Annotated in this window: 20 protein-coding genes and 1 riboswitch; of the genes, 9 read left to right on the top strand and 11 right to left on the bottom strand. The window is 68.2% G+C overall.

Going from position 1 to position 26,837, the window contains the following annotated elements; genetic code table 11:
* Positions 1 to 335: 335 nt before the first annotated feature.
* Both OH799_RS26415 and OH799_RS26420 read left to right on the top strand, forming a co-directional pair.
* Positions 336 to 794, top strand: coding sequence for a DUF2752 domain-containing protein (locus OH799_RS26415; protein WP_406269290.1), 459 nt, complete (start codon positions 336 to 338; stop codon positions 792 to 794).
* 185 nt (positions 795 to 979) lie between these two features.
* A complete protein-coding gene (locus OH799_RS26420) occupies positions 980 to 1,168 on the top strand; it encodes a hypothetical protein (protein ID WP_327111822.1) in 189 nt (62 codons plus the stop codon).
* Here the strand turns inward: OH799_RS26420 and OH799_RS26425 are convergent, their stop codons facing one another.
* Together OH799_RS26425 and OH799_RS26430 are read right to left on the bottom strand one after the other, a co-directional pair.
* Entirely contained in the window at positions 1,169 to 2,515 is a 1,347-nt protein-coding gene (locus OH799_RS26425) for a M1 family metallopeptidase (RefSeq protein WP_406269294.1), read from the bottom strand. It abuts the gene before it with no gap.
* Positions 2,515 to 6,429 carry a Pls/PosA family non-ribosomal peptide synthetase gene (locus OH799_RS26430; protein ID WP_406269297.1) on the bottom strand — a complete coding sequence of 1,305 codons (3,915 nt, stop codon included), beginning with the start codon at positions 6,427 to 6,429 and terminating at the stop codon, positions 2,515 to 2,517. Before OH799_RS26430 ends, OH799_RS26425 begins: the two co-directional genes overlap by 1 nt.
* A 388-nt stretch (positions 6,430 to 6,817) precedes the next feature.
* Positions 6,818 to 6,931: riboswitch (SAM riboswitch) on the top strand.
* Positions 6,932 to 6,979: 48 nt separating this feature from the next.
* Between OH799_RS26430 and OH799_RS26435 the strand changes: the two genes are divergently transcribed.
* Entirely contained in the window at positions 6,980 to 8,299 is a 1,320-nt protein-coding gene (locus OH799_RS26435) for an aminotransferase class V-fold PLP-dependent enzyme (RefSeq protein ID WP_406269300.1), read from the top strand.
* Positions 8,300 to 8,488: 189 nt separating this feature from the next.
* Here the strand turns inward: OH799_RS26435 and OH799_RS26440 are convergent, their stop codons facing one another.
* From OH799_RS26440 to OH799_RS26450, 3 genes are all read right to left on the bottom strand, one after another.
* Positions 8,489 to 9,040, bottom strand: coding sequence for a flavin reductase family protein (locus tag OH799_RS26440; RefSeq protein ID WP_406269303.1), 552 nt, complete (start codon positions 9,038 to 9,040; stop codon positions 8,489 to 8,491).
* 75 nt (positions 9,041 to 9,115) lie between these two features.
* The gene (locus OH799_RS26445; protein WP_357262554.1) at positions 9,116 to 9,592 is read right to left on the bottom strand and encodes a YbaK/EbsC family protein; all 477 of its coding nucleotides are present in this window, start codon (positions 9,590 to 9,592) and stop codon (positions 9,116 to 9,118) included.
* A gap of 53 nt (positions 9,593 to 9,645) precedes the next feature.
* Positions 9,646 to 9,966 (bottom strand): 2-oxo-4-hydroxy-4-carboxy-5-ureidoimidazoline decarboxylase, encoded by a 321-nt coding sequence (locus OH799_RS26450; RefSeq protein ID WP_406269307.1) that lies wholly within the window; start codon positions 9,964 to 9,966, stop codon positions 9,646 to 9,648.
* Positions 9,967 to 10,148: 182 nt separating this feature from the next.
* Here OH799_RS26450 and OH799_RS26455 point away from each other — a divergent pair, with 182 nt between their 5' ends.
* Positions 10,149 to 10,970, top strand: a complete 822-nt coding sequence (locus tag OH799_RS26455) for a crotonase/enoyl-CoA hydratase family protein (RefSeq protein WP_406269310.1) — start codon at positions 10,149 to 10,151, stop codon at positions 10,968 to 10,970.
* Between the two features lie 59 nt (positions 10,971 to 11,029).
* On the opposite strand, the gene OH799_RS26460 is transcribed toward OH799_RS26455, so the two are convergent.
* Complete coding sequence (locus tag OH799_RS26460) at positions 11,030 to 11,521, bottom strand: inorganic diphosphatase (protein ID WP_406269313.1); 492 nt, start codon at positions 11,519 to 11,521, stop codon at positions 11,030 to 11,032.
* A gap of 259 nt (positions 11,522 to 11,780) precedes the next feature.
* On the opposite strand from OH799_RS26460, the gene OH799_RS26465 reads away from it, so the two are divergent.
* From OH799_RS26465 to hpt, 4 genes are all read left to right on the top strand, one after another.
* Positions 11,781 to 13,187 (top strand): D-alanyl-D-alanine carboxypeptidase/D-alanyl-D-alanine-endopeptidase, encoded by a 1,407-nt coding sequence (locus OH799_RS26465; protein WP_406282604.1) that lies wholly within the window; start codon positions 11,781 to 11,783, stop codon positions 13,185 to 13,187.
* Positions 13,188 to 13,284: 97 nt separating this feature from the next.
* Entirely contained in the window at positions 13,285 to 14,310 is a 1,026-nt protein-coding gene (locus tag OH799_RS26470) for a zinc-dependent metalloprotease (protein WP_406282607.1), read from the top strand.
* Positions 14,311 to 14,415: 105 nt separating this feature from the next.
* Positions 14,416 to 15,501 carry a tRNA lysidine(34) synthetase TilS gene (gene tilS, locus OH799_RS26475; RefSeq protein WP_406269316.1) on the top strand — a complete coding sequence of 362 codons (1,086 nt, stop codon included), beginning with the start codon at positions 14,416 to 14,418 and terminating at the stop codon, positions 15,499 to 15,501.
* A 44-nt stretch (positions 15,502 to 15,545) separates the two neighbouring features.
* Positions 15,546 to 16,103 (top strand): hypoxanthine phosphoribosyltransferase, encoded by a 558-nt coding sequence (gene hpt, locus OH799_RS26480; protein ID WP_406269319.1) that lies wholly within the window; start codon positions 15,546 to 15,548, stop codon positions 16,101 to 16,103.
* Between the two features lie 2 nt (positions 16,104 to 16,105).
* Here the strand turns inward: hpt and OH799_RS26485 are convergent, their stop codons facing one another.
* Genes OH799_RS26485 through OH799_RS26495 form a run of 3 tightly spaced genes read right to left on the bottom strand, consistent with a single transcriptional unit; the run spans position 16,106 to position 22,043 of the window.
* Complete coding sequence (locus OH799_RS26485; RefSeq protein WP_406269322.1) at positions 16,106 to 16,822, bottom strand: cyclase family protein; 717 nt, start codon at positions 16,820 to 16,822, stop codon at positions 16,106 to 16,108.
* Positions 16,819 to 19,506, bottom strand: a complete 2,688-nt coding sequence (locus OH799_RS26490; protein WP_406269325.1) for a serine/threonine-protein kinase — start codon at positions 19,504 to 19,506, stop codon at positions 16,819 to 16,821. The genes OH799_RS26485 and OH799_RS26490 overlap by 4 nt, the downstream gene beginning before the upstream one ends.
* Positions 19,503 to 22,043: a serine/threonine-protein kinase gene (locus OH799_RS26495; protein WP_406269328.1), complete on the bottom strand. Its 2,541-nt coding sequence runs from the start codon at positions 22,041 to 22,043 to the stop codon at positions 19,503 to 19,505. Before OH799_RS26495 ends, OH799_RS26490 begins: the two co-directional genes overlap by 4 nt.
* Before the next feature lie 119 nt (positions 22,044 to 22,162).
* On the opposite strand from OH799_RS26495, the gene OH799_RS26500 reads away from it, so the two are divergent.
* Entirely contained in the window at positions 22,163 to 23,620 is a 1,458-nt protein-coding gene (locus OH799_RS26500) for an amidase family protein (protein ID WP_406269331.1), read from the top strand.
* A 6-nt stretch (positions 23,621 to 23,626) separates the two neighbouring features.
* On the opposite strand, the gene OH799_RS26505 is transcribed toward OH799_RS26500, so the two are convergent.
* Positions 23,627 to 24,514, bottom strand: a complete 888-nt coding sequence (locus tag OH799_RS26505; protein ID WP_406269334.1) for a LysR family transcriptional regulator — start codon at positions 24,512 to 24,514, stop codon at positions 23,627 to 23,629.
* Between the two features lie 398 nt (positions 24,515 to 24,912).
* Positions 24,913 to 26,520 (bottom strand): aldehyde dehydrogenase family protein, encoded by a 1,608-nt coding sequence (locus tag OH799_RS26510; protein ID WP_406269337.1) that lies wholly within the window; start codon positions 26,518 to 26,520, stop codon positions 24,913 to 24,915.
* Positions 26,521 to 26,837 lie beyond the last annotated feature (317 nt).

The following is a 26,837-nucleotide window of genomic DNA, read 5'->3' on the forward strand; positions in this document are numbered from 1 at the left end:
GCTTGTACCGTGGAGTACCCCGAATTCCGTCCGGCCAAAGCTTTCACCGGAAAGAAAACATCGGCAGCGAGGCAGTTCGCCCGAGCCAGCGGACAAGAGCTACCACTATGCCGATTTGGCCTGCCTGGCGGACAGTCCGGATGGGCCCCGGGATTCGCAGGGACCGACCCGTCCGGCAACGTGCTGCGGTTCACGCAGCCGAGATAGCGGCGCTGGGCGGCTGAAGCGAAACCGGCGCGCGCGAACGTCTTTCGGACACCCGCGTGGAGCGCCGAGGTAGCGAACCACTCCTGCGCTGTGGCGGCACGGACCGGACCGCGGTTACGGTTGATCCTGTGGATATCGCGCACACTGCTCCCGAGCTCGTGACGGACTCGACAACGCAGCCGAGGTCCGGTTGGCGCGGGGTGGCGGTTCCGCTGCTGGTGGCGAGCGTCGGCGTGGGTGCCGGTGTACTGCTGCACCTGCGGGATCCGCACGTCGAAGGCTCGTACGGCACCTGCCCGGTCTATGCGCTGACCGGTTGGTACTGCCCGGGCTGTGGCGGCATGCGCGCCGTGCATAATCTCACCGATGGGCAGGTGCTGGATGCGCTGCACAGCAACCTGCTGGCGATTCCGCTGATCCTCGCGTTCGTGCTGTGGGTGGGGGACTGGACTGTCCGGGCCTGGCGCGGTCAGCGGATGCGGTTGCCCTCGATCAGCCGCGTCACGATGTGGACGTTCTTCGCGCTGCTGGCGGTCTACACCGTGCTGCGCAATACACCGTGGGGGACCTTGTTCACACCGGTCTAGGTGTGGGCGTGAATTGGCTACTTTTCCAGCTCTTTTCGCTGGCGTTGCTGCTCGGGTCGCGGTCGCCGTGATCCCCGATGGCCGGCAGGCGTTCCGCCGGTTCGAGCGCGAAGACTCCGACGACCGCTGCCGCACTCGTCGAGGCCAGGGCGATTCCCCTGGCGCGGACCGGGCAAGCTGCAATTATGAGTGATTCACTGAAGGACCGGGTGCGAGCGAAGTTGCTCCGCCAGCTCGAAGAGGACGGCCCCCCGGACATGGAGCACGACGACCCGCGGCAGATCTCCGTCGAAACCGATCTCGACGCGCTGGCGAACGTCGCCGACGACGACCCGCTTGTCGAAGAGCTTGCCGGGCGCTACCTGGTGTTCTGATCAGGCCGTCGACATACCGCCGTACGGCGGAAGCTGAGGCAGTGGTTCGGCGAACAGCCAGTTGTCCCAGAGCGGGCGCAGCGGCACCAGGCTGTAGTGCCCGGCCAGGTCGGTGAACTCCTCCGTGGTCACCGAGGAGTGGCGGTAGCGGATCGTCCATTCCCGCAGCAGTTCGAAGAACGTCGCGCCGCCGAGTTCCAGGCGCAGCGCGTGCAGGGTCAGTGCGCCACGCTTGTACACCCGGTCGTCGAACATCCGCTGCGGCCTTGGGTCGCCGACCACGATGTCCTGCGGCTCACGTGACAGGTTGTGTCGAGCGGCGCGGGCCATCTGGTCTGCGGTCGGCCCGCCTGCTTCCTCCGACCAGATCCACTCCGCATAACAGGCGAAGCCTTCGTGCAGCCAGATGTCGCGCCACTGCCGGATGGTGAGGCTGTTGCCGAACCACTGGTGCGCAAGCTCATGCGCGACCAGCCGCTCGGCGCCGCGGCGGCCGTCGCAGTGGTTGGCGCCGAAGATGGAGATGCCCTGCGCCTCGATCGGGATTTCCAGCTCGTCGTCGGTGACCACCACCGTGTACCCCTCGAACGGATAGGGGCCGAACTTGTCGTTGAAGACTTCCAGCATCCGCGGCTGACGGGCGAAGTCGTGCTCGAAGTTGGCGCGCAGCCGAGGCGGGACTACGGCCTGCATCGGCACCAGGCCGTGCGAGGAGCCGACGCGATGCTTGCGATAGGGGCCGATCTGGATGGTCGCAAGGTAGCTCGACATCGGCTCGGATTGCTCGTACACCCAGGTCGTCTGGCTGGCCTTGGCCTGCTTGCGCAGCAGTGTGCCGTTGGCCAGCGCGAAGTACGGCGAGTCCGTAGTGATCGAAATCCGGTAGGTCGCTTTGGAACTCGGGTGGTCGTCACAGGGAAACCAGGAGGCGGCGCCGTTGGGCTGACTCGCCACGAGCGCGCCCTCGGCTAGCTCCTCCCAGCCGACCTCCCCCCACGGTCCGCGCACCGGTTTCGGGGTGCCGCCGTACTGCACCACCAGCGACAGCATGCCGCCCGCCGGAATCCGGTCCGGCGGCGTGATCACCAATTTGCTGTGCTGGTGGGTGAATTTGACGGCCTTGGTCCCGTTGACGAGCACCTTCGAGACGGTAAGTGCCTGGGAAAGGTCGAGCGCGAACCGTGGGCGCACGGCGGTGGTTACCGCGATGATCGCGGCCCGGCCGGTCAGCCGGTTGCTGGACACCTTGTAGGCCAGCTCGAGTTCGTACCGCGATACCCGATAGCCCCGATTGCCGTTCTGCGGTAGGTACTCGTCGACGGGGGCCTCGTAGAACTTGCCCGGCATCAGCGTGCTCCGGGGTCGCCCGTGAACCAGGGCGCGATCGGGTTGCCCCACCAGCGCGTCGAGGCCGGCACCGTGTCGCCGCGCATGACCAGGGAGGCCGGACCGATGGTCGCGCCGTCGCCGAGGGCGGACGCGGGCAGCGCGACGCAGTGCGGACCGAGGGTGGCACCCGCGCCGAGGGCGACGGTGTCCATGGCCATGATTCGATCGTGGAACAGGTGGGTCTGCACCACGCAGCCTCGTTCCACGGTCGCGCCGTCGCCGAGAGTCACCAGGTCCGCCTCCGGTAGCCAGTAGGACTCGCACCATACCCCGCGGCCGATTGTCGCGCCGAGGCCGCGAAGCCAGAGGTTCAGCACCGGTGTCCCGGTCGCGGCGCGCGCGAACCACGGCGCGGCAACGGTTTCCACGAAGGCGTCCGAGACCTCGTTGCGCCACACGAACGAACTCCACAGGGGATGCGCCTCGGCGCGGATCCGCCCAACCAGCAACCATTTGGCGACCACCGCGCTAATCCCTGCGCCCGCGCCCGCGCCCAGCAGCACGAGGCCGCTGAGCAGCCCGGCGGCCAGATGGCCGAAGGTCTGTGCGAGCCACGCGAGGGTGAACAGCACGCCGAGGCCGATGGCGAAGGTCACCAGGACCGGGATCAAGCGGCAGGTTTCGACGATGCCGCGAGCGACGCGTAATCGCGCAGGCGGGTCGAAGGTGCGCGCGGTGTCGGTGCTCTCCGCCGCGCGCCGCAGCCGGACCGGTGGGCTGCCCAACCAGGACGAGCCGGCCTTGGCCTTGGACGGCGCTGCCGACAGCACCGCGACCAGGCCGTTCTTCGGGACACGACGGCCAGGCGCCGTCATACCGGAGTTGCCGAGGAACGCGCGCTTGCCAACCTTGGCCTCGCCGATGCGCAGCCAACCGCCACCGAGTTCGTAGCCGGCGATCATGGTGTCGTCGGCGAGGAACGCACCGTCGGCGACGGTGGTGAACTTCGGCAGCAGCAGCACCGTTGACACCTCGACGCTCTTGCCGATCTTCGCACCGAGCAGGCGCAGCCACAGCGGCGTGAGCAGGCTCGCGTACAGCGGAAACAGGAAGGTGCGCGCGGAATCCAACAGTCGCTCGGTGGCCCAGGCCTGCCAGCCGACCCGGCTGCGCACCGGGTGGTAGCCCTCGGTCAGGCCGATACTGAGCAGGCGGACGGCGATGATTGTCGCCGCCGCGTACACGCCGAGGCTGAGCAGGGTCGCGACCGGCAGGATCGCGAAGGCGCGGCCCACACCGCCCCCCAGCGTGCGGGTGTCGCGGATGAACCAGGCGATGAACGCGCCGCCGGCGCTGAGGCCGAGGATCGGCACAGCGGCCAGCACGACCGACGTGACGCCGAAGATGCCGACCCAATGCCGGGCCCGGCCCGGCGTGTGTTGTGGCCAGCGGTGCTGGGCCTTACCGATTTTCACGGCAGGCGAGCCCGCCCACTCCTGCTCGGCCTTCACCTTGCCCGACACCGCGGAGCCGGGCGCGATCTCGGCGTTCTTTCCGATCCTGCTGCCGGGCAACAGGATCGAACGAGAACCGACGACCGCGCCGGGACCGATGGTGATCGGGCCGAGATGTACCGCGTCGCCGTCGATCCAATACCCGGACAGGTCGACCTCCGGTTCCACGCTGCACCCGTCGCCGAGTTCGAGCATGCCGGTGACCGGAGGAAGCGTGTGCAGGTCGACGCCCTTGCCGATCCTCGCGCCGAGCGCACGGGCGAACGGCACCATCCACGGGGCGCCGGAGAGGTTCTCGGCGCCGCTGGCCTCCGACAGCCGGACCGCCGCCCACAGGCGCAGGTGCACCGAGCCGCCCCGCGGATAGCGGCCTGGCCGGACGCCGCGCAGCAGCAGTCTGGCGCCGGCCACACAGATCATCATGCGGCCGGGCGGGGAGATGAACAGCAGAAACGCGGCCAGCGTCCACCACCAAGACAGATGCGGCAACCACGGCAGCGAGCCCGACCAGCCCGCGATATTGCCGACTATCGCGAGCCAGGTGAGCCACTGCAGGCCGGTCAGGGTGGTCAGCGGGATGGTGGCGAGTACCTGCGCCGCTTGGGCAGGCAGCGGTGTCGGGCGCACCACCCGGTCCGCGACGGCGACCGCGGGAGCGGTCTGTTCGAGCAGTTCCACTAGCGCGCCGAGGCGGGGATGGTCGTAGAGGTCGGCGACGGCGATCCGCGGATACCGCTCGCGCAGGGCGGTGACCAGCTGCGCCGCCGCGAGTGAGCCGCCACCCAGGTCGAAGAAGTCGGCATCGAGGTCGCCGATCTGCGCGCCGAGGGTCGCACTCCACAGTTCGGCAACCCATTGCGCGGTGCCGGTCAGGTCGTTGTCGTCATCGTCGTCTGCGGAGTTGGGCAACGGCCAGGGCAGCGCGTCACGGTCGACCTTGCCGGACGTGCGGGTGGGCAGCTCGTCGACCACCGCGAGTCTGGGGACCAGCGGGGATGGAAGTTGTTCGGTGAGAACGGCCCTCGCGGCTTTGGTGTCGAAGTCCTGCGTCGGACCGGTCAGATAGCCGACCAGGATCTTGTTGCCTGCCTCGGTGGTTCGGATCGCGGCGGCGGCACCTGTGACACCGGGAAGACGCTGGAGCGCGTTGTCGATCTCGCCGAGCTCGATGCGGCGGCCGCCGAGCTTGATCTGATCGTCTGCGCGGCCGAGGAAGACCAACCCGGTGCTGTCGTTGCGGACCAGGTCGCCGCTGCGGTAGGCGCGGTCCCAACCGACCGAGGGCAGAGGGGCGTACTTCTCGGCGTCTTTGGCCGGATCGAGATAGCGCGCGAGGCCGACCCCGCCGATGACCAGTTCGCCGGATTCGCCCTCAGCCACGGGGTTTCCCGCCTGGTCCACCACGACGAGGTCCCAGCCGTTGAGCGGAAGCCCGATCCGGATCGGCCATTGGCCGTTCAGCAGCGCGGCACAGGCGACGACTGTCGCCTCGGTGGGGCCGTAGGTATTCCACACTTCGCGATTCGAATCACCATTTCCGGCAAGGCGTTCGGCAAGTTCCGGCGGCACGGCCTCGCCACCGAAGATCAGCAGGCGTACCGCCTCCAACGCCTCGACCGGCCAGGTCGCCGCCAGGGTCGGCACAGTCGAGACGATGCTGATCTCGCGCCGCACCAGCCAGGGACCGAGATCGGCGCCGGTGCGCACCAGATCGCGCGGGGCGGGGACAAGGCAGGCGCCGTTGTGCCAGGCCAGCCACATCTCCTCACAGGACGCGTCGAAGGCGACCGAGAGGCCGGCGAGGACCCGATCACCGGGACCGATCGGGGCGTCGCGCAGGAACAGGTCGGCTTCGGCGTCGACGAAGGCTGCGGCATTGCGGTGGGTGACGGCAACACCTTTCGGCGTTCCGGTGGAGCCGGAGGTGAAGATGATCCAGGCATCGTCGTCGGGGGTAGGCAGCGTGGACCAGCTGTCGTCGCGCGTGTCCCGCTCGGCCGCTCGGATGCCTGCGGAGGTGGTCTCGATCCCTTCGGCGGTCACGATTGCGGTGACCTGGGCTTCGCCGAAGACCAGCTGGGCGCGCTCGTCGGGGTCGTCGGCGTCGACCGGCACGTAGGCGGCGCCGGTGTACAAGACGGCGAGGATGGTGATGTAGAGCCCGCGTGTGCCCGACGGCAGACGCACGCCGACCCGGCCGCCGGGTCGCACGCCCGCCGTGGCGAGCCGGGCCATGGTCTTCTCGATCTCGACCACCAGCTCCAGGTAGGAGAGCACCACCTGGCCGTCATCGATGGCGGGGGCGTCCGGGTGGGTGAGTGCGGTGGCCGTCAGGATGTCGACGAGCGTGCGGACCTGGGGGGCATGGCCGGCTCGCAGCAGTGGGCTTGCTGTCGCGTCAACCTGGGGCTGGAGCATGGTGCTCTGCGCACCTCCCATCGAACTGGCCTCGCACTTCCGATAGTTGTGTCATAGTTGGGTTACCAAAGGGCAAACGCCACGCTGGCCAATCGTCCACGGTACCCGGGTTGTAGTTGATTCGTTGTTCACCGAACCGGTCCGCGGGAGCGGGCGATGCTTTGCCCGCTATTGCAAGGATGCTGTGCCCGCTATTGCAAGTCAGCGTCTGGTCACGGTGTGTGGGGTTCGCCAGATAATCGCTGACGGTCGGTCAACGATCTCACCCCGACGCCGACCAGATCCCCGTCCACTTGTGGTCGTGGTTGCCCCGCGAGCGGCGTCGGTTTCGCACGTTCCGGGGGAACCAGGTTGACAGTTCCAGCTCGTGTCTGCCAGTCTCGGGTCAGGTCATGAGTGCCAGCGTGAAGCCCCGGCTTGTTGGTCGGCAACCCTCCTCCGCGGTGGGGTGCTCCGGGTGACGACCGGGCCGACGCCCGACCGGGCGCGGCAAGCGCGGACTCGACGAATCATTTCGATCGCGGGTCCCTGAACCGACGGGATTTACGTGATGACCACTGCTGTCGACAACACCTGCGCCGCTCTCGCCCGGGTCTCCGGCGACGACCTCCGAGTGCCGCTCGTGCAGGGTGGGACGACCACCTACGCCAACTTCGACTACGCGGCGAGCGCGCCCGCATTGGCGCAGGTCATCGACCGGGTACAGCAGCTGCTGCCGTTCTATGCGAGCGTGCACCGCGGCGCGGGTTACGCCTCCCGGATCTCCACCGAGTGCTACGAGGCCGCGCGCGGCTCGGTCACCCGGTTCCTCGACGCCGCCGACGACCAGGTCGTGGTGTTCACCCGCAACACGACCGACTCGCTGAACCTGCTGGCCTCTTGCGTGCCCGGCGAGACGGTGGTGCTCGATATCGAGCACCACGCCAACTTCCTACCGTGGGCCAGGAACGGCCGGCGCGTCGTAGCGGCCGCCGACACCGTCGAGGAGACCATCGGCACGCTGGTCGCCGAGCTGTGCAGCAGACCGGCCGCGTTGCTCGCGGTGACCGGCGCGTCGAACGTGACCGGTGAGGTGCTTCCGCTGGAACGGCTGGCCACCATCGCACACCAGTGCGGTGCCCGGATTCTGGTGGACGCCGCGCAACTGGCGCCGCACCGGCGAATCAGTTTGCGCGAGACGGGCATCGACTACCTGGCTTTCTCCGGGCACAAGCTGTACGCACCGTTCGGCGCGGGCGTGCTTGTGGGCCACCGCGACTGGCTGGACGCGGCCCAGCCGTATTTGGCGGGCGGCGGGGCGGTGCGTGAGGTGAGCACGACCGCGGCCGAGTGGGCCCCAGCTCCGCAGCGGCACGAGGCCGGGTCGCCGAATGTGCTCGGCGCCGCCGCGCTGGCCGCCGCCTGTGACGCGCTCTGTGCGATCGACGCCGAGACTCTTGCCGCCCACGAACACCGGCTCGCCGACCGACTTCGCGACGGCTTGGCCGCCATTCCCGGTGTTCGCTTGCTCAGCATCTGGACCGACAGCCCCGACACCGTCGGCATCGTCGCCTTCACGCTGGATGGTTTCGTCCCCGGCCACGTCGCCGCCTATCTCTCCGCAGAACACGGCATCGGTGTCCGCGACGGCCGTTTCTGCGCTCACCCGCTGCTCACCCGTCTCGGTCTGGATGGCGCACTCCGGGCCAGCATCGGCCTCGGCACCACCTCCGCCGACGTGGAACGCCTCGTCGAGGCGGTCGCCACCCTCGTCCGCACCGGCCCCGCCTGGGATTACGCCGCCACCAACGGTCTGTGGAACCCCACCCCCGAAACCCGCCCCTTCACCTCAGCCGCCCCCACCGGCGCTGCCCCCTGCCTCCTCGGCTGAAGGCCGCGGATCGGAAGGTAAAGATTATTCAGGAGTACCGCCTGGATTGGGCCAGTCGCAGTTACCGGCTGGCCGAAACACATCAAGATGTGCTCCGTCTGACCGACCCGTTCCCGCTCGACGTCGACTTCGCCGCGCTGGACGGCGGCTGAGCCGCCGCGACCGCGGGTCGCGAGCCGCACTGCCCGTTCAGTCGCCCAGCGATGACGGGCGGTAATAGCGCCCGTTGTAGTAGAGGAGCGGGGCGGCGGCGGGTTTCTCGTCCGTGTTGTCGTGAACCCGGGTGACCAGGCCCACAACGAACGTGTGATCGCCGATCGGAATGAGTTGCCGCACGGCGGTACGCAGCCAGATCGGGGTGCCGTGCAGGACCGGTTCGCCGGTGTCGAGGGTGGTCCACAGGGAGCGATCGGTGAAGCGTTCCTCGGCGGCCCTGGAGAAGCGGTGGGCCAGGTGCTGCTGGTGTTCGCCGAGGAAGTGGATGACCACGGATTCGGCTTCCAGCAGCGCGGACAAGCTGGAGGAGGTGTGCGCGATATTGAAGGAGACCAGCGGGGGTTCCAGCGACAGCGAAGCGAACGAGGTCGCGGTGAAGCCGACCGGCCCCTTCTGCGCGGACAGTGTGACCACGGTGACGCCCGCTGGATAGTGTCGCAGGGAGGCGCGGTATTGCTCGGCCGTGATGCCGCTTAGATCATCGGGGATCTGGAACTCTGTGTCAGGCCGTGGCGCTTCGGTCACATGACGAAACTACGCCCGATTCTCGGCGGGTGGCCGACGCATGGTGGTCCGGTGTGTGGTGCCATCGCTCGCGATTCAATCAACGTCGATCGGAAGGCCCGCGGTGATTCGCACCAACTCGGGGAACGACGTGCGGAAAATGGTGTTCGGGTGTCCGCCGGCGGCCCAGACCTCACGGTGCCGGGACAGTGCGCTGTCCACCCAGGTGGGCAGGTTGGTCGGGTGGCCGACCGGCGCGACACCGCCGATCGGCTGTCCGGTGACCTCACGCACAAGATCGGCGGGCGCGCGAGTCAGCGTTCCCTCCAGTCGCGCGCCGGTGTTCGCCAAATCGACCTGGTGCGCGCCCGAGACCAGCAGTAGCACCGGATCGTCGTCGAGCAGGAACACGAGCGATTTTGTGATGGCACCCACCTCGACGCCGAGCGCCTGTGCGGCATCCGCGGCGGTATGCGTCGGCGCCGGCTGGCTGACGATGAGGCCGTGATGTCCACGGGCGATGAGGGTGTCCGCGACCCGGCACGCGACCGGCGGCAATGACGACCTGCGCATGCCACCAGGGTAGAGCGACGGCGGACAGTACGCCGGGTGAGTTGGAATGCCGATCAGTATTCCGGGTAGCCCTCGATCGGACCGAGCATTTCCGCGATCCGCTCGCGGGTGATCCGCGCGAGTTCGGACAGGCTGCGCTCCGAGACCTGTTCATGCACAACCGCTTCCAAGGCGCGATCGATATCCTGCTGGGATAGCGCAGGCAGTTCGACATTCGCCTTGGTCATCAGCGCGTCCCGGTCCGCATAGGGGCGTGCTTCGGTCAGCTTCGCCGCCCACGTGACATTACTGCAGCACTCGTACAGCGCGTGAACCGCGCGCCGGCGTGACATTTCGTTGAACCGGTCGAGGCCGATTCCCTGATGCATCAGCATGGGCGCCTCCGAACCCGATGACTGCGCTTCGCCGACTCGACCATGATCCGTCTTCCAGCGAACCGGGACCCAGGGCGTCGCTGCGAATTTGCACAGGATTTACACGCTCCGAGGCTGGTCCGCACAACGGACGTTCCGCAAGCCGGGAGACGGGCCATCGGACACCTCGATACGCTGTACGAATGACAGATTGGCAGGCTTTCACGGTCGAAACGAAGGACCACGTCGCACAGGTGACGCTCACCGGTCCCGGCAAGGGCAACACGATGGGCCCGGATTTCTGGCGTGAGTTGCCGGAAATCTTCCAGGCGCTGGACACCGACCCCGAGGTCCGTGCCATTGTGCTGACCGGTTCGGGTAAGCACTTCTCCTATGGGCTCGACCTTTCCGCGATGAGTGGCACGTTCGGACCGCTGATGGCCGACCGGGTCCTGGCCGCGCCGCGCACCGGCTTCCTGCACGAGGTGCGCAAGATGCAGTCGTCGGTCACCGCGGTGGCGGACTGCCGCAAGCCGGTGATCGCCGCGGTGTCCGGCTGGTGCATCGGTGGCGGGCTGGACCTCATCGCGGCCGCCGACATCCGCTACGCAAGTGCGGACGCTAAGTTCAGCCTGCGGGAGGCCAAGGTCGCGATCGTCGCCGACATCGGGTCGCTGCACCGACTGCCCGGCATCATCGGTGAGGGGCACCTGCGCGAACTCGCCTACACCGCCAAGGACATCGATGCCGCGCGCGCGGAGAAGATCGGCTTGGTCAACGACGTTTTCCCGGATCAGGAAGCGGTGCTGGACGCGGCGCACGCCACGGCGCGCGAGATCGCCGCGAACCCGCCACTGGTGGTGCAGGGCGCCAAGGACGTGCTGGATCAGCGGCACAAAGACGAAGTCGCCGCAGGCCTGCGCTACGTCTCGGCCTGGAACGCCGCATTCCTGCCCTCCGAGGACCTCGCCGAGGCGGTCAAGGCTGTGTTCGAGAAGCGCGCGCCCGAATTCAAGGGCCAGTAAAGCCATCTCCGAAGCGGGGAGTCCGGACGTGCCGGGCTCCCCGCTCATCGGTCGGACGGTCAGTGTCCGCCGTTGTCTTTCAGCCGTGCGATCGACGCCTCGACCTCGGCCTCGGCCTCGGCACGGCCGACCCACTCCGAGCCCTTGACAAACTTGCCCGGCTCAAGGTCTTTGTAGCGCTCGAAGAAGTGCTTGATCGCGGCCAGCTCGAACTCCGGCACGTCCTTCAGGTCCTGGATATGGTCCCAGCGGGGGTCGCCCGCGGGTACGCACAGGACCTTGTCGTCACCGCCGGCCTCGTCGGTCATCTTGTACATCGCGACCGGACGGGCCTCGACGATTACTCCGGGGAACACCGAGTCGGGCAGCAGGACCAGCGCGTCCAGCGGGTCACCGTCCTCACCCAGGGTGTTCTCGATGTAGCCGTAGTCGGCGGGGTAGACCATGGACGTGTACAGGAACCGGTCGAGCCGGACCCGTCCGGTCTCGTGATCGACCTCGTACTTGTTCCGGGAACCCTTGGGGATCTCGATCGTGACGTCGAACTCCACGCCATCTCCTTCAATGCGTCTGGGCCGAGTCCGACGACTCGGCTTCTCTTCGGCGGCTGTCGACCCGGCGACCCGGCCGCTGTGGAGTGTGCCGACTCGCCAGGTTGTTCGGGGGAACAGTTGCGCAACGAGGATAGTGTGAGCGGCGGGGATATGGGTGCGGCAGGCGGCTGCCGCGGACTTCAGTCAGGAGAGCGTCGGCGACGTGTCTGGTCGGAACAATAACGTCGGTGGGCTGGCCGCCCGGCGGCGTCGGAACATGTGGATCGGGGTCACGACCCTGCTGGCGGTACTGCTCGGCGGCGGCATAGGAGCGCTGCTCGCGCTGAAGCCATGGACCGAGGAGTTCCGTCACGGCGGGCTGACCATCGCGGCGCCACCCGCGCCGGTCAAGTCGTTTCCGCGGGTCAGCCCAGCTCTCTCGAACGCGCCCGCGCCGAGCCCCGCTGGAATCGCGGCCGCGCTGACGCCGGTGATCGGCAATCCGGACCTCGGCGCGTTCGCGGGCGAGGTGACCGATGCCGACAGCGCGACCGTGGTGTGGAGCGGTGAGGCGAACAAGCCGATGATTCCGTCGTCCACTGCCAAGATCCTCACCACCGCGGCCGCGCTGCTCACCTTGCCCGCCGAGCACCGGGTCACCACCCGGGTGGTTGCCGGTTCGGCGCCGAACGAGCTGGTGCTGGTCGGCAGCGGCGATCCGACTCTCACCGCGGAGCCGGACGGCAAGGGCTACTACCCGAACGGCCCCCGGCTGTCCGATTTGGTGGCGCAGATCAGGTCCTCGGGCCGCTCGGTGGACACGATCCTCGTCGACACCTCTGCCTACGCGGGCCCGACCATGGCGCGGGGATGGGACCCACTCGACATCGGCGGGGGGTCCATCGCTCCGATGGAGTCGGTGATGATCGACGGCGGTCGCTTGCAACCGCTCGTGGAGTACTCGCCGCGCACCGGGACGCCCGCGCTGGACGCCGCGCGGCGGCTGGCCATCGAGCTCGGGCTCGATCCGGCACGGGTCCGGGTGGGGACCGCGCCCGCGGGTGCGGTCGAGATCGCAAGTGTGCGATCGGCTCCGTTGCGCGACCGGCTGCGCGACACGATGGTCCACTCCGACAACGTGCTCGCCGAGGCGATCGGACGGGAGATCGCGACGGCGACCGGCCGCGAGGCTTCCTTCGGAGGTGCGGTAGCGGCGGTGAACGCAGCGCTGAGCGAGGCCGGTTTCGATCTGACCGGCCTGGGCATGCACGACAACAGCGGGCTGTCGGTCGACGATCGGATTCCCGCGCGGTTGCTCGACCGGATCATCGCGACCGCGGCCAAGCAGAACGGCGCCACGGCGGTACAGCCGACCGGTACCAAGGCAAGGCCCGAGAACGACCGTCTGGCGGCCACGTTGGCCCCGCTGCTCGACGATCTGCCGGTCGCGGGTGCCACCGGGTCGCTGACCAGCCGCTATGTCGCCCGGGATCGCAATGGTGCAGGCTGGGTGCGCGCCAAGACCGGAACTCTGTCGGTGTCCAGCGCGTTGGTCGGGTATGTGCTGGACGCCGATGGGCGGGTGCTCACCTTCGCTCTGATGTCGAACGATCGACCGCCAGAGGTGAGTAGGCCCGCGTTGGACGCGATCGCAGGCACACTGCGTAACTGTGGATGCTCATGACGGGTGGATGATCATGACCCAAGAAGGTTCCGACACAGCCGAATCCGGGCCCGTGGCCGCGGTCGAGCGGCGCAAGAGCCGCTCGGGTCTGTCCGGGATGGTCGACTGGCGCCTGGCAGCCAAGACCGGATCGGCCCTGGTGCCCTCGGGTCCGCGAACTTCGCGCTACTCGGCCGAACAGGTCGTCGCCGAATTGGCCGTCGCCTCCGAACGTGCCGAAGGACCAGTTCGCGAGGTGAGCGGGCTGCTGGACGACCGGCCGGTGCCTGGCGCCAGGATCGTCGACCGGCCCGGCTGGATCGAGGCCGCCGCCGACTCTATGGCCCAGCTCACCGGCACCGGAACGGCCGCCGCCGAACGCAAGCTGCTCGCGGGCAAGCCCGCGGGCGTACAGGCGGGCGCGATGCTCGCCTTCCTGTCCACCGCGATCCTCGGCCAGTACGACCCGTTCACCGGTCCGGATGGCACGCTGCTGCTGGTCGCGCCGAACATCGTGGCGGTGGAGCGCGCGCTCGGCGTGTCGCCGAGCGATTTTCGACTCTGGGTCTGCCTACACGAGGTGACCCATCGGGTGCAGTTCTCCTCGGCGCCTTGGCTCGTCGAGTACATGCGCGGCAATGTCGAGGTGCTCGGCGAGGTCGGTGACGAGCCGCTGGCCGAGATGCTTTCCCGGCTGGTCGACGAGGTGCGCGACCGTCGCCGCGGCACCGCCGCCCACGATCCGGCCGCGCGCGGTGTGGTGGGTCTGCTGCGCGCGACACAGGCACCTCCACAGCGCGAGGCACTGGACCGCCTGCTGATGCTCGGCACCCTGCTGGAAGGGCACGCCGATCACGTGATGGACGCGGTCGGCCCCGCGGTCGTGCCGTCGGTCGAGCAGATCCGCACCGCCTTCGACCAGCGCCGCAAACGCCCGACCAACCCGCTGCAACGAATCCTGCGCGCCCTGCTCGGCGTGGACGCGAAGGTCGCGCAATACGTGCGCGGCAAGGCGTTCGTGGACGAGGTAGTCGGCAGCGTCGGTATGGCCCGATTCAACACTGTGTGGACGGACGCGGAAACCCTGCCCCGCATCGATGAAATCGAGGACCCGAAGCGCTGGATCGGCCGGGTCCTGGGGTGACCGAGTCGGCGTAGCCGAGGGGTGCGGTGTCGGCGCGAGCGTGTCGGGCGACGGAATCGTTCGGTGCGGGTACTCGATGCGCCGCCGGTCGGTAGGCTGCGGCCCATGGGCACTGCGCCAGGGCGCTCCGGATCGGCCGCCGGTTCATCGGCTTCCACGCGGCGGTCGGCGCGCACCGAGGACGTCCGGCGGCTGCCGGAGACCGCGGCGGTGCTCACTGTGCGCAGGGCGGTGCGAGACTGGCTCGCCCAGTTCGGGTCGCGCGTTGCCGAGCCGCCCGCGGTCGCGGTGGCGCTGTCCGGCGGCGCGGACTCACTGGCTCTCACGGCTGCCGCCGTGGTCGAGGCCGGTGCGGTCGACGCACTGGTGGTCGATCATCGATTGCAGCCCCGCTCCGCGGCGGTTGCCGCCGAAGCCGCCGCGCGGGCGCTCGCACTCGGCTGCCGGTCGGCCCGGGTGCTCGCGGTCGAGGTCGGCAGGTACGGGGGCGTGGAGGCCGCCGCGCGCCGTGCGCGCTATGCCGCGTTGGACGCCGCGCGGGAGGGGCTGCCGGTCCTGCTCGGCCACACGCTCGACGATCAGGCCGAAACGGTTCTGCTCGGGCTGGCCCGTGGGTCGGGCGGCCGCTCGATTCACGGGATGGCTCCGTTCACCGAGCCTTGGGGCAGACCGTTGCTCGGCGTGCGCAGGGCAGTGACCGGACAACTGTGCGCCGAACTCGGTCTGGCGCCACACGAGGACCCGCACAACGCTGCGCCGGAGTTCACCAGGGTTCGCCTGCGCACCGAGGTGTTGCCGCTGCTGGAGGAGATTCTCGGCGGCGGGGTGGCCCCAGCGCTGGCCCGCACGGCCGAACAGTTGCGCGAGGACGCGGTGGTACTGGACGCGCTCGCTGCTGAACTGCTGCACTCCGCGAGTGATGGGCAGGCGCTGTCGACCGAGACCCTCGCCACTGCACCCGCAGCCCTACGAAAACGGGCAATTCGGGCATGGTTGTTGGCGGGTGGTGCGAAAGCGCTGACCAACAAGCATTTACAAGCCGTCGACGAGTTGGTGACCGCCTGGCGCGGCCAAGGCGGCGTCGCGGTCGGCGGAGGAACGTCGGGTAGCAGGTTGGTCGCCGGGCGCGAACATGGCAGGCTGACATTGCGGCTGTGTGATGACGGTCATCGGACCGATGACACATACTGAGCCGGCCCATCGGGCGCACCACCACGGAAGGGAATCCAGCTGACGTGTACGGGGACGACATCGCGTCGGTGCTGATCACCGAGGAACAGATCGCCGCGAAGACCCAGGAGCTGGCCGCGCTCATCGCCAAGCGGTATCCCGCCGACGCGCCGGAGGGAGACCTACTGCTGGTCGGTGTGCTCAAGGGCGCGATCTTCTTCATGACCGACCTGGCCAAGGCCCTGCCGATGCCGACCCAGATGGAGTTCATGGCTGTCTCGTCCTACGGGTCGTCCACCTCGTCTTCCGGCGTCGTGCGAATCATGAAGGACCTGGACAAGGACATCGCGGGCCGCAATGTGCTGATTGTCGAGGACATCATCGACTCCGGACTCACGCTGTCCTGGCTCAAGCGCAACCTGTCGACCCGCAACCCGGCCTCGCTCGAAGTGGTCACCTTGCTGCGCAAGCCGGATGCGCTGCGCACGCCCGTGGAAGTCGCGCATGTCGGCTTCGACATCCCGAACGAGTTCGTCGTCGGCTACGGCCTCGACTACGCGGAGCGCTACCGCGACCTGCCCTACATCGGCACCCTCGCCCCGAAGGTGTACGGCGGCGCCTGACCCTATTCGGGCAATATGCCGAAAATCGTTGCGGGAGAGCCGGAACCGCCGCGGTACAGCGGTCCGCCCGCGAGGACCCACGCGCCCGTTGTGGGCAGCGCGGCGAGGTTGGCCAGGCACTCCAGGCTGATCCGGTGTTCGCCGTACAGCAGCTTCGACACCGCGTAGGTGCCGTCGGTGCCCACGTCCGGCCCGAACGTGTCGGTGCCGAGTGCGCCGCGGCGTCCGAGCCTGCCGGTGCGCAGCAGCCATTCCACCGTGTGCACCGCGAAACCGGGCTGATGCTCCGCGGATTCGCCGGTGCCGAGGAACTCCGGGGTGCCCCACTTGGCGTCCCAGCCGGTCCACGCGATGACCGCGGCGCCGTCGGGAATCCGGCCGTGTCGTTCCTCCCACCGCCGCAGATCGGCGACCGTGATCGCGTAGTCGCGATCGCTCACGCACTGCCCACGGACATCGATCTTCACCGCGGGTAGCAACAGGTCGTCCAACTCCAGTTCGTCCGCGGCGAGCCCATCGGCGCGGAAGTGGATCGGTGCGCCCCAATGGGTTCCGGTGTGCTCGCCCTGCTGGATGTAGCGCAGGTAATAGCCGTCGTTCGCGATCGTGGCAACGAGGTCGGTGCGGAATTCCGGATCGTCCGGGTACAGCGGCGTGGTGGCCGGATCGTGCACGTGCGAGAGGTTCACCATCCGCCCGAGCGGGCGCGGCGAGGTCATCGCTTCCGCTGCGGAATCGCCCTGGCCAAGGCGAGGAGGTCGGCCTCTAGTACGCGGAACAGCCGGTAGGTGAGCACGAATGCCAGGATGCCACCGACGCTGAGCAGGCGCACCGGAACTATGACCAAGTTCTGGTCGGAGGCGTCCACGAAGGTCGCGCTCGCCACGCCGAGCAGCGGAACCGACGCCGCGACACCGAGATAGAAGTTTCCGCGTCTGGCGAGGGCGCGCAGCTGGCGTTCGTCGTCGGGGCCGACCCCGCCGCGCACCAACAGCTGCGGATATATCGAATGCACCGAGTAGAACGCGATCGGGAAGAACGGGTAGGCCAGCGCGATGGCCGCGCAGACCACTTGCGCGGCGAAGAAATGCAGGAATGTCCCTCGCGGCAGGTCGACACCGGAAAACACCAACCCCAGCGGCCAGAGTATGCCCGCGAGCAGCCAGAAGCCGAACGGCACCCACACCGCCCAGTCGCCCATCAGCAGGGTGTCGCGGCGTGCCTTCGCGAGCGTTCGCGCCGAGAACTCGTGGCCTCGGTTCAGACGGAAACCGATGGTCAGTGGGCCTCGAGTGAGGAAAAGCAGCAGCAGCGCGGCCACTGGGAAGGCGATCATGTTGTTGACCAAGACGACGGTGGCGAACGTGTCCTGGTCGGTGGCCGACATCCGGTCGATGATCAGGGTTTGGTTGAGCTGGATGTTGTACAGGCTGGCCAGCACGTTCGGCACGCCGATACACAGCGCGGCCAACGGGAGGAGCAGGCCACGGAACCGGTATGCGAGGCTGCTCGGCGGGGGGTCGACCAGGTCACGTGCGCGAGCATCGAGGCAGAGGTCGAGTTGTCCAGCAAGTTCGGCGCCGTTGCGCCACCGACGCTTCGGGTCGACGTGCAGGCATTCGAGCAGAACACGACGCAGTGCGGCCGGTGTGCCCTCGGGCAGACGTGCGAGCGCCACCGCCGAGACTCCGCCCCGGCGCACCGCGAGCATGTTCGCGAATGTCTCGATGGAGGTGCCGCGCTCGTCGGGCGGCGGGTCGTCGAACGGCTTGGCGCCGGTGAGCATTTCCCACAGCAGCACGCCGAGGGAAAAGATGTCACTGCCGTTGCCGGGTGCGGGCGCCCCGGGATCGAGGTATCCGGCCAACTGTTCAGGGGAGCGGTAAGGCAGCGAACCGGTTTGGATCGCAGCGAGATTCGGAGCGGCCGTACGCGGATCCGCCTCACCGATGGCGAAATCCGCGAGCTTCGGGATGCCCTCGGCGGTGAACAGGACGTTCGCGGGCTTGATGTCATGGTGCAGCACGCCGTGGTGCTCGGCGTAGTCTAGCGCGTCCGCGAGCCGCCTGCCCACCCATGCCACGGTCTCGGGCCAGCTCAGCTCCGCGATCTCGGCACGAACGCTCGAATCCGACGGCCGGATCTCGCCTTTGGACTCCATGGCGGCGTCGACAGCGCGCAACAGCAGCGCACCGCCATCGGCCACTGGGCCGCGACGGCGCTGATCGAGTACGCCAAGCGCGGTGCCGCCGGGCAGGTACTGCATGTAGACCAGGTGGGGGAGTGCGCCGCCCGAGGTGCCATCGGCTGTGCGAGTACCCAGGGCAGCAGCTGAGCGAGGCGCTGCCGGGTCTCGCCGCATCGAGTCTGGGAAGTCGGCGTCGCGGCGGTCCGGCGGGCTGGCGCGTGTCGCGTCGTCGTCTGTCGATCGGTCCACGGGGATGCCGTCGGCGACAGTGGTGCCGCCGCGGGATTCGACGGACCGCGCGGGAGCGTCGCGGTAGTGATCGGGGAGTGTCGTGCTGTCGTGGTGTGAACGTTGTGTGTCAGGTTCGCTGACGACGGTCGCGTCTTCGGCGAGGGCGGCTTCGAAGTCTCGCGACTCTGCGGCGGCAGCGCGGTCTTGTGCATCGGCGACCGTGGTGTCGAGGTCGTCTCGAGCCTCGGCGATGGCCGGGTCAGCGTCGATAGCGCGTGTTCGCAGGGCGGCGACGGTGCGATCGCCGCGGGTAGGCGATCTCGGAACGATCAGGGGGTGTGCGGTGTCAGCGCTGAGCACCCGCTGGTCGAAGACTCGGACGATGTGCGCGTGGTCCAGCTGTGCCATCGTCTGCGGCGTGCCTGCCCGTCCCGCCGAAAATCGGACGGCGACAAGTCGCTGCATGGAACGTTGCCTGGCGAGGAACACGCGGCCGAGTAGGCCGCCACCCAGATCCGTGAGCAGGTCGAAATCATCGATCCGCCGCCCAGGCGCCAGGTCGGCCGACGCCGCGACGGCTTCGCTCGACACCGCGGTCCCGATGCCGGCAGGCTCGTCGGCGAAGTCGGGGAGGCGTTCGCGGATCTCCTCGGCCAGATCGGGGTATTCGGCGACGAAGTGCGCCAGCGCCAGCGGCGCGTGCTTGCGGCGGGCCAGGAATTCCTCGCAGACCAGGTCCACAAGCTCGGGACTGTGCTCCACCTCCGGAAATTCCTTGCGGTACTCGGCGATTCTCTTACCCAGCCCTTTGTGCTCCCAGCGCCGACGCAGATCGATCCGCAGCAGATCGGTGAGCAGGGTGAGGCGCACCTGCGTGCCGTCGGGTACATAGTCCGGAATCTGCGGCGGCATGCGACCGCCACGGAGGCTGCGCTGCCAGTCGGCGGCGAACCGTGCGACGGCGTCACTGCGCCAAGTGGTCACGTGCCGGGCTCCGCCTCGTCCGCTCCGGCGCGGGCCGGCCGGCCGGTGGAAGCACCTGCTCGGGGGTCGACTACCCGCTCCAGCGCGCGCAGATCCGCTTCCAGCGCGCGGAACAGCAGATACGAGCCCACGAAAGCGATTATGCCGCCCACGCACAGCAGCCGTACCGGGAAGATCACCGACGGAATGTCGGCGGCGGGTAGGAAGGTCACTCCGGCCACCGCGAGCAGCGGCACGGACGCGGCGACGGCAAGGTACCCGTTGCAGCGCCGGTCCAGGCCACGCAGCCACACCGCGTCCTCGGGACTGATGTCACCATGCCGGAGGAACAGCGGATAAATGCACCGCACCAGGTAGAAGGTCAATAGGAAGAACGGATACGCGACCGCGATCGCACCGCACACCACCAGCGAGGCCAGGAAGTGCACCACGGCCTGTCTCGATATGTCGCCGGCGGACAGCTTCAGTGCGATCGGGAAGACGATGCCCGCCAGCACCCACAGTGAGAATGCCACGGCGACAGCACGATCGCCCATCAACAATGCGTCCCGTCTGGCTCGCCGCAGGGTGTCCGGGTCGTACCGTCGTCGCTTGCGCAACCCTCGCGGCACCGTCACCACGTACCTGGACATGTACAGCACGAGAGCGATGCCGGTCGGAAAGAAGATCGTGTTCACGATGCTGGTGATGATGAGGAAGGTGTGCTGGGCTTCCACGGTCATCCGGCTGATGATCAGATCCTGGTTGTGCGCGATGTTATACAGCGAGGCGAGCACATTCGGAAGTCCGACCGACAACAGCGCCACCAGCACGAAATACGGCCGAAGCCGTCGTCGCCAGCTCGTCGGCGCAGGGTCGACCAGCTCCCGTGCGCGCTCGTCCTGGCACATCTCCAGCTGCCTTGCCAGGGTCGCGCCGCTCGACCAGCGCATGGTCCGCTCCGGCGCGAGGCAGGTCAGCAGCACCCGTCGCAGCGCGGCCGGGCAGTTCGGCGGAAGCCGATCCAATGCGGCGGCATCCACGCCGGTGCTGCGTCGCTCCAGCATGGCCTCCAAGGTGGTGTCGTCGCCGTGCTGTCCCGCGCCCGCGGTGCTGTCGTCGAATGGCTTGGCCCCGGTGAGCAGCTCCCACAGCACCACGCCGAGCGAGTAGATGTCGGCGCGGGTGTCCAGGTCGGCGGCGCCACGGTCGAAGCTGGGATGGCAGGCCTCCAGCTGTTCCGGTGACATGTAGGCCAGCGATCCGCCGAAGTAGGCGACCGGACTGGTGCCCTCCACGTTGCGGCTGAAGCTGATGTTGAAGTCGGCCAGTTTCGGCACCGCCTCGGCGGTGAGCAGGACGTTGGCGGGTTTGACGTCGCGGTGCAACACGCCGTGCGAGGAGGCGTAGTCGAGTGCCTCGGCCAGTCGGCGCCCGAGCCAGGCGACCGTCTCCGGCCAGCTGAGCGCGGCGATTTCGGCGCGCACGCTGGAGTCGGTCGGCCTGATCTCGCCTTTCTCCTCCATAGCCGCGTCGACGGCGTCCAGCAGCAGCTGCCCGCTGCGTTCGGCGGGCGGGGTGGCGCGCACCCAGCGCAGCACGCCCAGTAGCGTGCCGCCGGGCAGGAACTGCATATAGAGCAGCCGCAGCCTCCGCGTCGCGACCGCGGCGTCGCCGAGAACCCGCTGGTCGAAGACCCGCACGATGTAGTCGTGGTCGAGCTGGGCCAAGGTCTGCGGCTCGGTGCCGCGGTCGGCGGAAATCTTCACCGCGACCAGCCGCTGCAGCGAGCGCTGCCGCGCAAGGAAGACCCGCGCGAACGCGCCGCTGCCCAAACCGGTCAGCAGATCGAAATCATCGATCCGCTGGCCGATTTCGATCCGGTCGAGCGCGTCGTAACGGCCGGGCCCGGTTCCGATCGTGGTGGGTACGGCGGTGGCTGTTTCCATGAGATCGGCGGCGGTCGTTCTGGTCACTTCAGAACTACGAGCGAACTCGGTGGTTCGGTTCAATCCGGTGTCGGCGTCGGCGGATCGAGAGGGTGCGAGAGCGGTGCGCGTGGAATCTTCCTGCACCGCGCGGCGGGTGCTCTGATCTACGTCGTCGGCGTTCAACAAGGCGCGAAGTTCCGCCGCCTGATGTGGATATTCGCGCAGGCATTCGCGCGGATCAACCCGTTCCCCGCTGTGCCGGCGGATGACGAATTCCTCGTAAACCAGACCGGCTGGGATACTGTCGGGGACGAGATCTGGAAATTCGGCGCAGTAATCGGCGAGGCGTTTGCGCGGGACCGGTTCGGGCGACGGACCCAGGCCTGCCGCGGGACGGCGCAGCCAGCGATGCCGCAGGTCGACGCGGATCAGGTCGAGCAACGCCTCCTTGCGCAGGGTTCTCGCGTCGGGCAGGTACTCGGTGATATCCGGTGGCCGGCTGGTGGATTCCCAGGCCGCGGCGAAGGCTTGCACCGCGCTCGATTCCGCAGGCGGCAGGCCGCCGTAACCGGCAGCGGTATTCGAACTCGTGTCGGTATCGGAACTTCTCTCAGAGTTGACACTCATGCTCAGACCTAGTGGCTCGGCGGACGTCGCAGAATCCGCTCTCATCGGTCGTTGGATGTACCGGAGAAAATCCGCCACACCCGCCGCCATCGTCCCCGCGCAGTATTCGAAATGATAACTTGCGGCTCAAGAGCGGATCACCCGATTTCGACAACGAGGCGACGGGGGACGACCAGCACATGTGCGACGAGGCCGCAGTGGTGGCGGACGGCTCGATTTCGAGGAAAGCGGCCGTAACAACAACGGTAGTCCGGAATGTGAAGGCCGTCGACGAGGTGGCCGAGGACGAGGCATCGACCGCTGCCGACGATCGGTGCGATCGAGTCCGGCAGACCGAGCCCCACCCACCGCGCGGCCCGGCCGCAGTGATCGCCGCGGGTGTCCGGGACGGCTCGCTCTTGCCCACCACGGTGGTGGCGGAGGCCGCTGCGCTCGCGGCGGGTCGGAAGGCGAACGCGGTGAGCGTCGCTCGCGCGGAGCGGGCGATGGCGGAAGCGGCGGCGCTCGAGCAGCGGGTCGACCTCGACGCACTGCCACTTGCCGGTGTTCCGGTCGCGATCGACCACCGCGTCTCGATCGAAGGCGAGGCGGCGACGGCCGACCATCCGGTGGTGCGCCGGTTGCGTGCCGCGGGCGCGGTGGTGGTCGCGGCACCTGAACTGGGCCTGTGGGGTACGACCGACAGCCCGCGCAACCCGTGGAACAGCGCGCGCTGCGCGGGCGGCGCATCCGGTGCGGCAGTCGCATCGGGTCTGGTGCCGGTGGCGTACGGCAGCGACGGGCTCGGCTCGGTACGCGTGGCCGCGGCCTGCTGTGGAGTGTTCGGGATCAAGCCCGGACGCTGCACCGTGCCCGTCGTGATCGGCGCCGACGCCTGGTCCGGCATGGTCGAAAACGGTGTGCTCGCGACGACGGTCGGTGACGCGGCGCTCGCGCTATCGGTCATGGCGGCGCGACCGGACCTTGCGGAGGTGGATACACCTGGCCGACTACGCATCGGATTGGCCCTGAATCCGCCGTCTCGCCTCTTCCGCGTCGATCGGCACTGGACCGCGGCCGCCCGCAGGGCGGGATCGGTCGCCGAGGCGGCGGGCCATGTCGTCGAGCCGACCGCGTTGCCCTACGACAACGCTCTGTTCTCGGTCTTTCTGCGCTGGCTGTCCGCCGCCGCGGTACCGGATCACGGTCGCCTGCCGTGGCGCACCCGCCGCCATCTTGCCCTCGGCCGGCTCGTGCAGCGTCTGGTGCGTCCGGCCCAGATCGACCGGGTGGAGGCGCGATTGCTGGAATTCTTCGACCACTACGACGTGGTGATCACGCCCGCGCTGACCGCCCCGCCGCCTGAAGCGCGGGCCCGGCACACCTGCCGTCAGCCCGCCTGCGTGCGGTTTTCGCCCTTCATCCCGCTGTGGAACCTGGTCGGCTGGCCTGCCGCCTCCGTGCCGATGGGCATGCAACCACGTGCGGGCACTCCCGTGGCTGCGCAGCTATCGGGTCCACCGGGCAGCGAATCCACCCTGTTGCGACTATCCGCGCAGCTGGAGATCAGCAGACCGTGGCAGCGCATCGCGCCTTGAGCCGGATCAGACGCTGACCGTGGGCCGCTGTGTGGCGAACCCGCCATCGACGGCTCGGCCGGCGAATTCGAGGATGGTAGGCCGGTTGTCGTCGGCTCGCCATGCCACGGCGAGTTCGCACGGTGCGAGCCCGGACACCGGGCGCGCGGTCAAGCCGGGCCAGCGGTACATCGGCACGTTGTTTTCGGCGAGCAGGCAGACGCCCAAGCCGAGGCTCACCGCCTCCAGTTTGTCCTCGGGCGTCGCGGCCTCTGCTCCGATCTTCGGCTGGCGTCCGCTCCGCCCGTCGTTGCCGAGCCAGAAATCGCGCACCGTCCCGGCTTCGGTGGGCAGCGCGACGAACGGCTCGTCGAGCAGGTCGGCGAACTCGATGGTCTCCGAACCGGCCAGCGGGTGGTTCTCCGGGAGCAACACCCAGCGCGGCTCGGTGCGCAGCACCTGCCAGCGGTAGCGGTTCTGGTCCGGCAGCGGCAGCCAGATCAGGGCCAAGTCGGCCTGCCGGCCCGCAAGCCCGCTGGACGGGTCGGTCCACGACGCCGCATGCAGCGCGAGGCGGTGTCCGCTCGCGCTCTCCAGGTCATTGAGCAGGCCGCGGCCTAGCGCGGCCTGGATGCCGACACGCAGCACCTCGCCGGCCTCCTGCAGCGAGACGTGCGTGACCTCCCACAGCTCCAGAATCTTGCGTGCGCCTTCGAGCAGCTCCTTACCCGCGACGGTCAGCGCGACACTTCGCTGGTTGCGGTCGAACAGCACCACGTCGAGCTGGCGTTCCAGCTGACGGATCTGACGCGACAGAGTGGGTTGAGCAATGTGCAGCCGCTGAGCGGCGTTGGTGAAGTGCAGTTCCTCAGCGACGGCGACGAAATACCGCAGGTCGCGCAAATGCGGGTCCATAGCCCCTTGCTATCAGAATCGGTCCTGAATTTCCAGCCATATCAGGCCGAAAAGTTCGGATACTTGCGCCAAAACAGTCGGCAGGTTTGTTAGGGACAGCATATTGGCTGACGTGGCACTCCGCACCATCAAGCTTGGCGAATGTGTGGCATGTGGCATATTTCTTGCCTGCCTGTCCGCAATTGGGCGATTGACCAGCTAGAACGGCGATGCAATCCGGATGAGTGATAGCGGGTTGTGGTCGCCCTGTCGTTTGCCGGGGATCGGCTGAGGATCGCTCGTGCCATGTAACCGAGTCACTGCGTGATGTTAGTCACAACAGTTTCATCTACGTCATCGAGAATGCGTGACTGGAACTGAGCGCCGACGGTGCTGCGCTTCCGGCTCGCTACGCTCGCTCACTTTTTGTCTCCCTTGAGTTTCAAGACGGCGGGGAGGTCGAGGCGGCGCAGTCCGCGCGCGCCCGCGGCGCGCATGGCGCCGAGTGCGAACAGGAGCTTCGGCATCGAGTACGGGTACCAGAACAGTTCCTTCTGCTGGGTCGGCAGGATCGGCGTGGTGATCGCCTGCTGACGGCAGTATTTGCGAACGCCGTTCGCGCCGCCCCAGCGGGCGCCGACGCCGGAGAGACCCCAACCACCCATGGGCAGCGCGTAGCTGAAGAGGTTGGCGAAGACGTCGTTGATGTTGACCGCGCCTGCGTTCAGCTGACGCGCGATTCGCTCACCGCGCTCTTTGTCGCCGGTCCACACCGAGGCCGACAGGCCGTAGATCGAGTCGTTGGCCAGTCGGATCGCCTCCGCCTCGTCGGCCACCCGCATCACCGGCAGTGTCGGTCCGAAGGTCTCCTCGGTGACGCACGACATGGTGTGGTCGACGTCGACGAGCACGGTCGGCTCGAACGCTGTCCCGAAGCCGGCCCGCTTGCCGCCGGTCAGCACCTTCGCGCCCGCCCCGACGGCCTCATCGACGTGGCGCTGCACGATGGTCACCTGGTTCTCGTTGGCCAGGGCACCGATGTCGTATTCGGCGCCGCGGCCGTCGAGGCCCTGGCGCAGCGCCTCGACGTTGGCGGTGAGCTTGGCGACGAACTCGTCGTACACCGGCGCTTCGACGTACACCCGCTCCACCGAGATGCAGACCTGGCCGGAGTTGAACATGCCGCCGAACGCGATGCCGTGCGCGGCCCGGTCGAGGTCGGCATCGGCGAGCACGATGGCCGGGTCCTTGCCGCCGAGCTCGAGACTGTACGGGACCATCCGCTCCACGCAGGCGGCGGCGATCTTGCGGCCGGTCGCGGTGGAACCGGTGAACTGGATGTAGTCGGCATTGCCGACCACGGCGGCTCCGGTCGCGCCGCTGCCGGTGACCACCGCGAAGATCGGGGGAGCGCCGATTTCTGCCCAACCCTTCGCCAACTCGAGCGCGGACAGCGGTGTCACCTCGGACGGCTTGAGGATGACGGCGGCGCCCGCGGCGAGCGCGGGGAACACGTCCATCACCGGCATGGCCAGCGGGAAGTTCCACGGCGTGATGACGCCGACCACCGGGTAGGGCCGGTAGACCGTGGTCAGCCTCTTGACCCTGGCCAGGGGACTGTGTGGCGACGGGTGGTCGTCGGCGAGGAACTTGGCCGCGCGGCGCGCGTAGTAGCCGATCACGTCGGTCGCGAAGCCCGGATCGATCAGGGCGTCGACGCGCGGTTTCGCTGTCTCCGACTGCAGCACCGTGGCCAGGTGGTCGGTGTTGTCGATCAGCCAGTCCTGAAACTTCAGCAGCCAGGACTTGCGGCCGTCGGGGCCGATCGCCTCCCACTCCGGCTGGTACAACCGCAGTTCGCGGACCTTGGCCGCGACCGCGTCGGCGGTCTCGGCGGGCACCGCGCCGACGACCTCGCCGGTGCCGGGATTGCGCACCTCGATGACGGGAGGGCCGTCGTTCTTCGCGGTCGTCTTGCGTGCCGGTGCTTTCTTGGTGGCGCCGGACGCCGGTTCGGTGTTGGCCACTGCTGTTCTCCCACTGACGTTGCACTGCTGTGAATCAGATCACTGAACTACGATCGTGGCACAACCTGAACAGACTTTCTTGGCCCAGTTTGTCATTTGGTTTGTTTCAGAGGAGGAGCGCGTTCTGCGCCCGGCGCTCAACCGAGGCGGTAGCCGCGGGGTAGGTCGCCGAGCGTGGGCCCGCGGGCGGTCGGCGGTCACCGGGTATCGCGAGGTGGAGATTGCCTATCGGGCTGGCGTGGATGGAAACGGCCATGGTGGGGCTGATCGGGCGCGCAGTCTTCCGCTGGAGGTCGCGTTGGCCTGCGTCGTCGCCG

Source organism: Nocardia sp. NBC_00881, from assembly GCF_045207455.1.
Taxonomy (GTDB): domain Bacteria; phylum Actinomycetota; class Actinomycetes; order Mycobacteriales; family Mycobacteriaceae; genus Nocardia.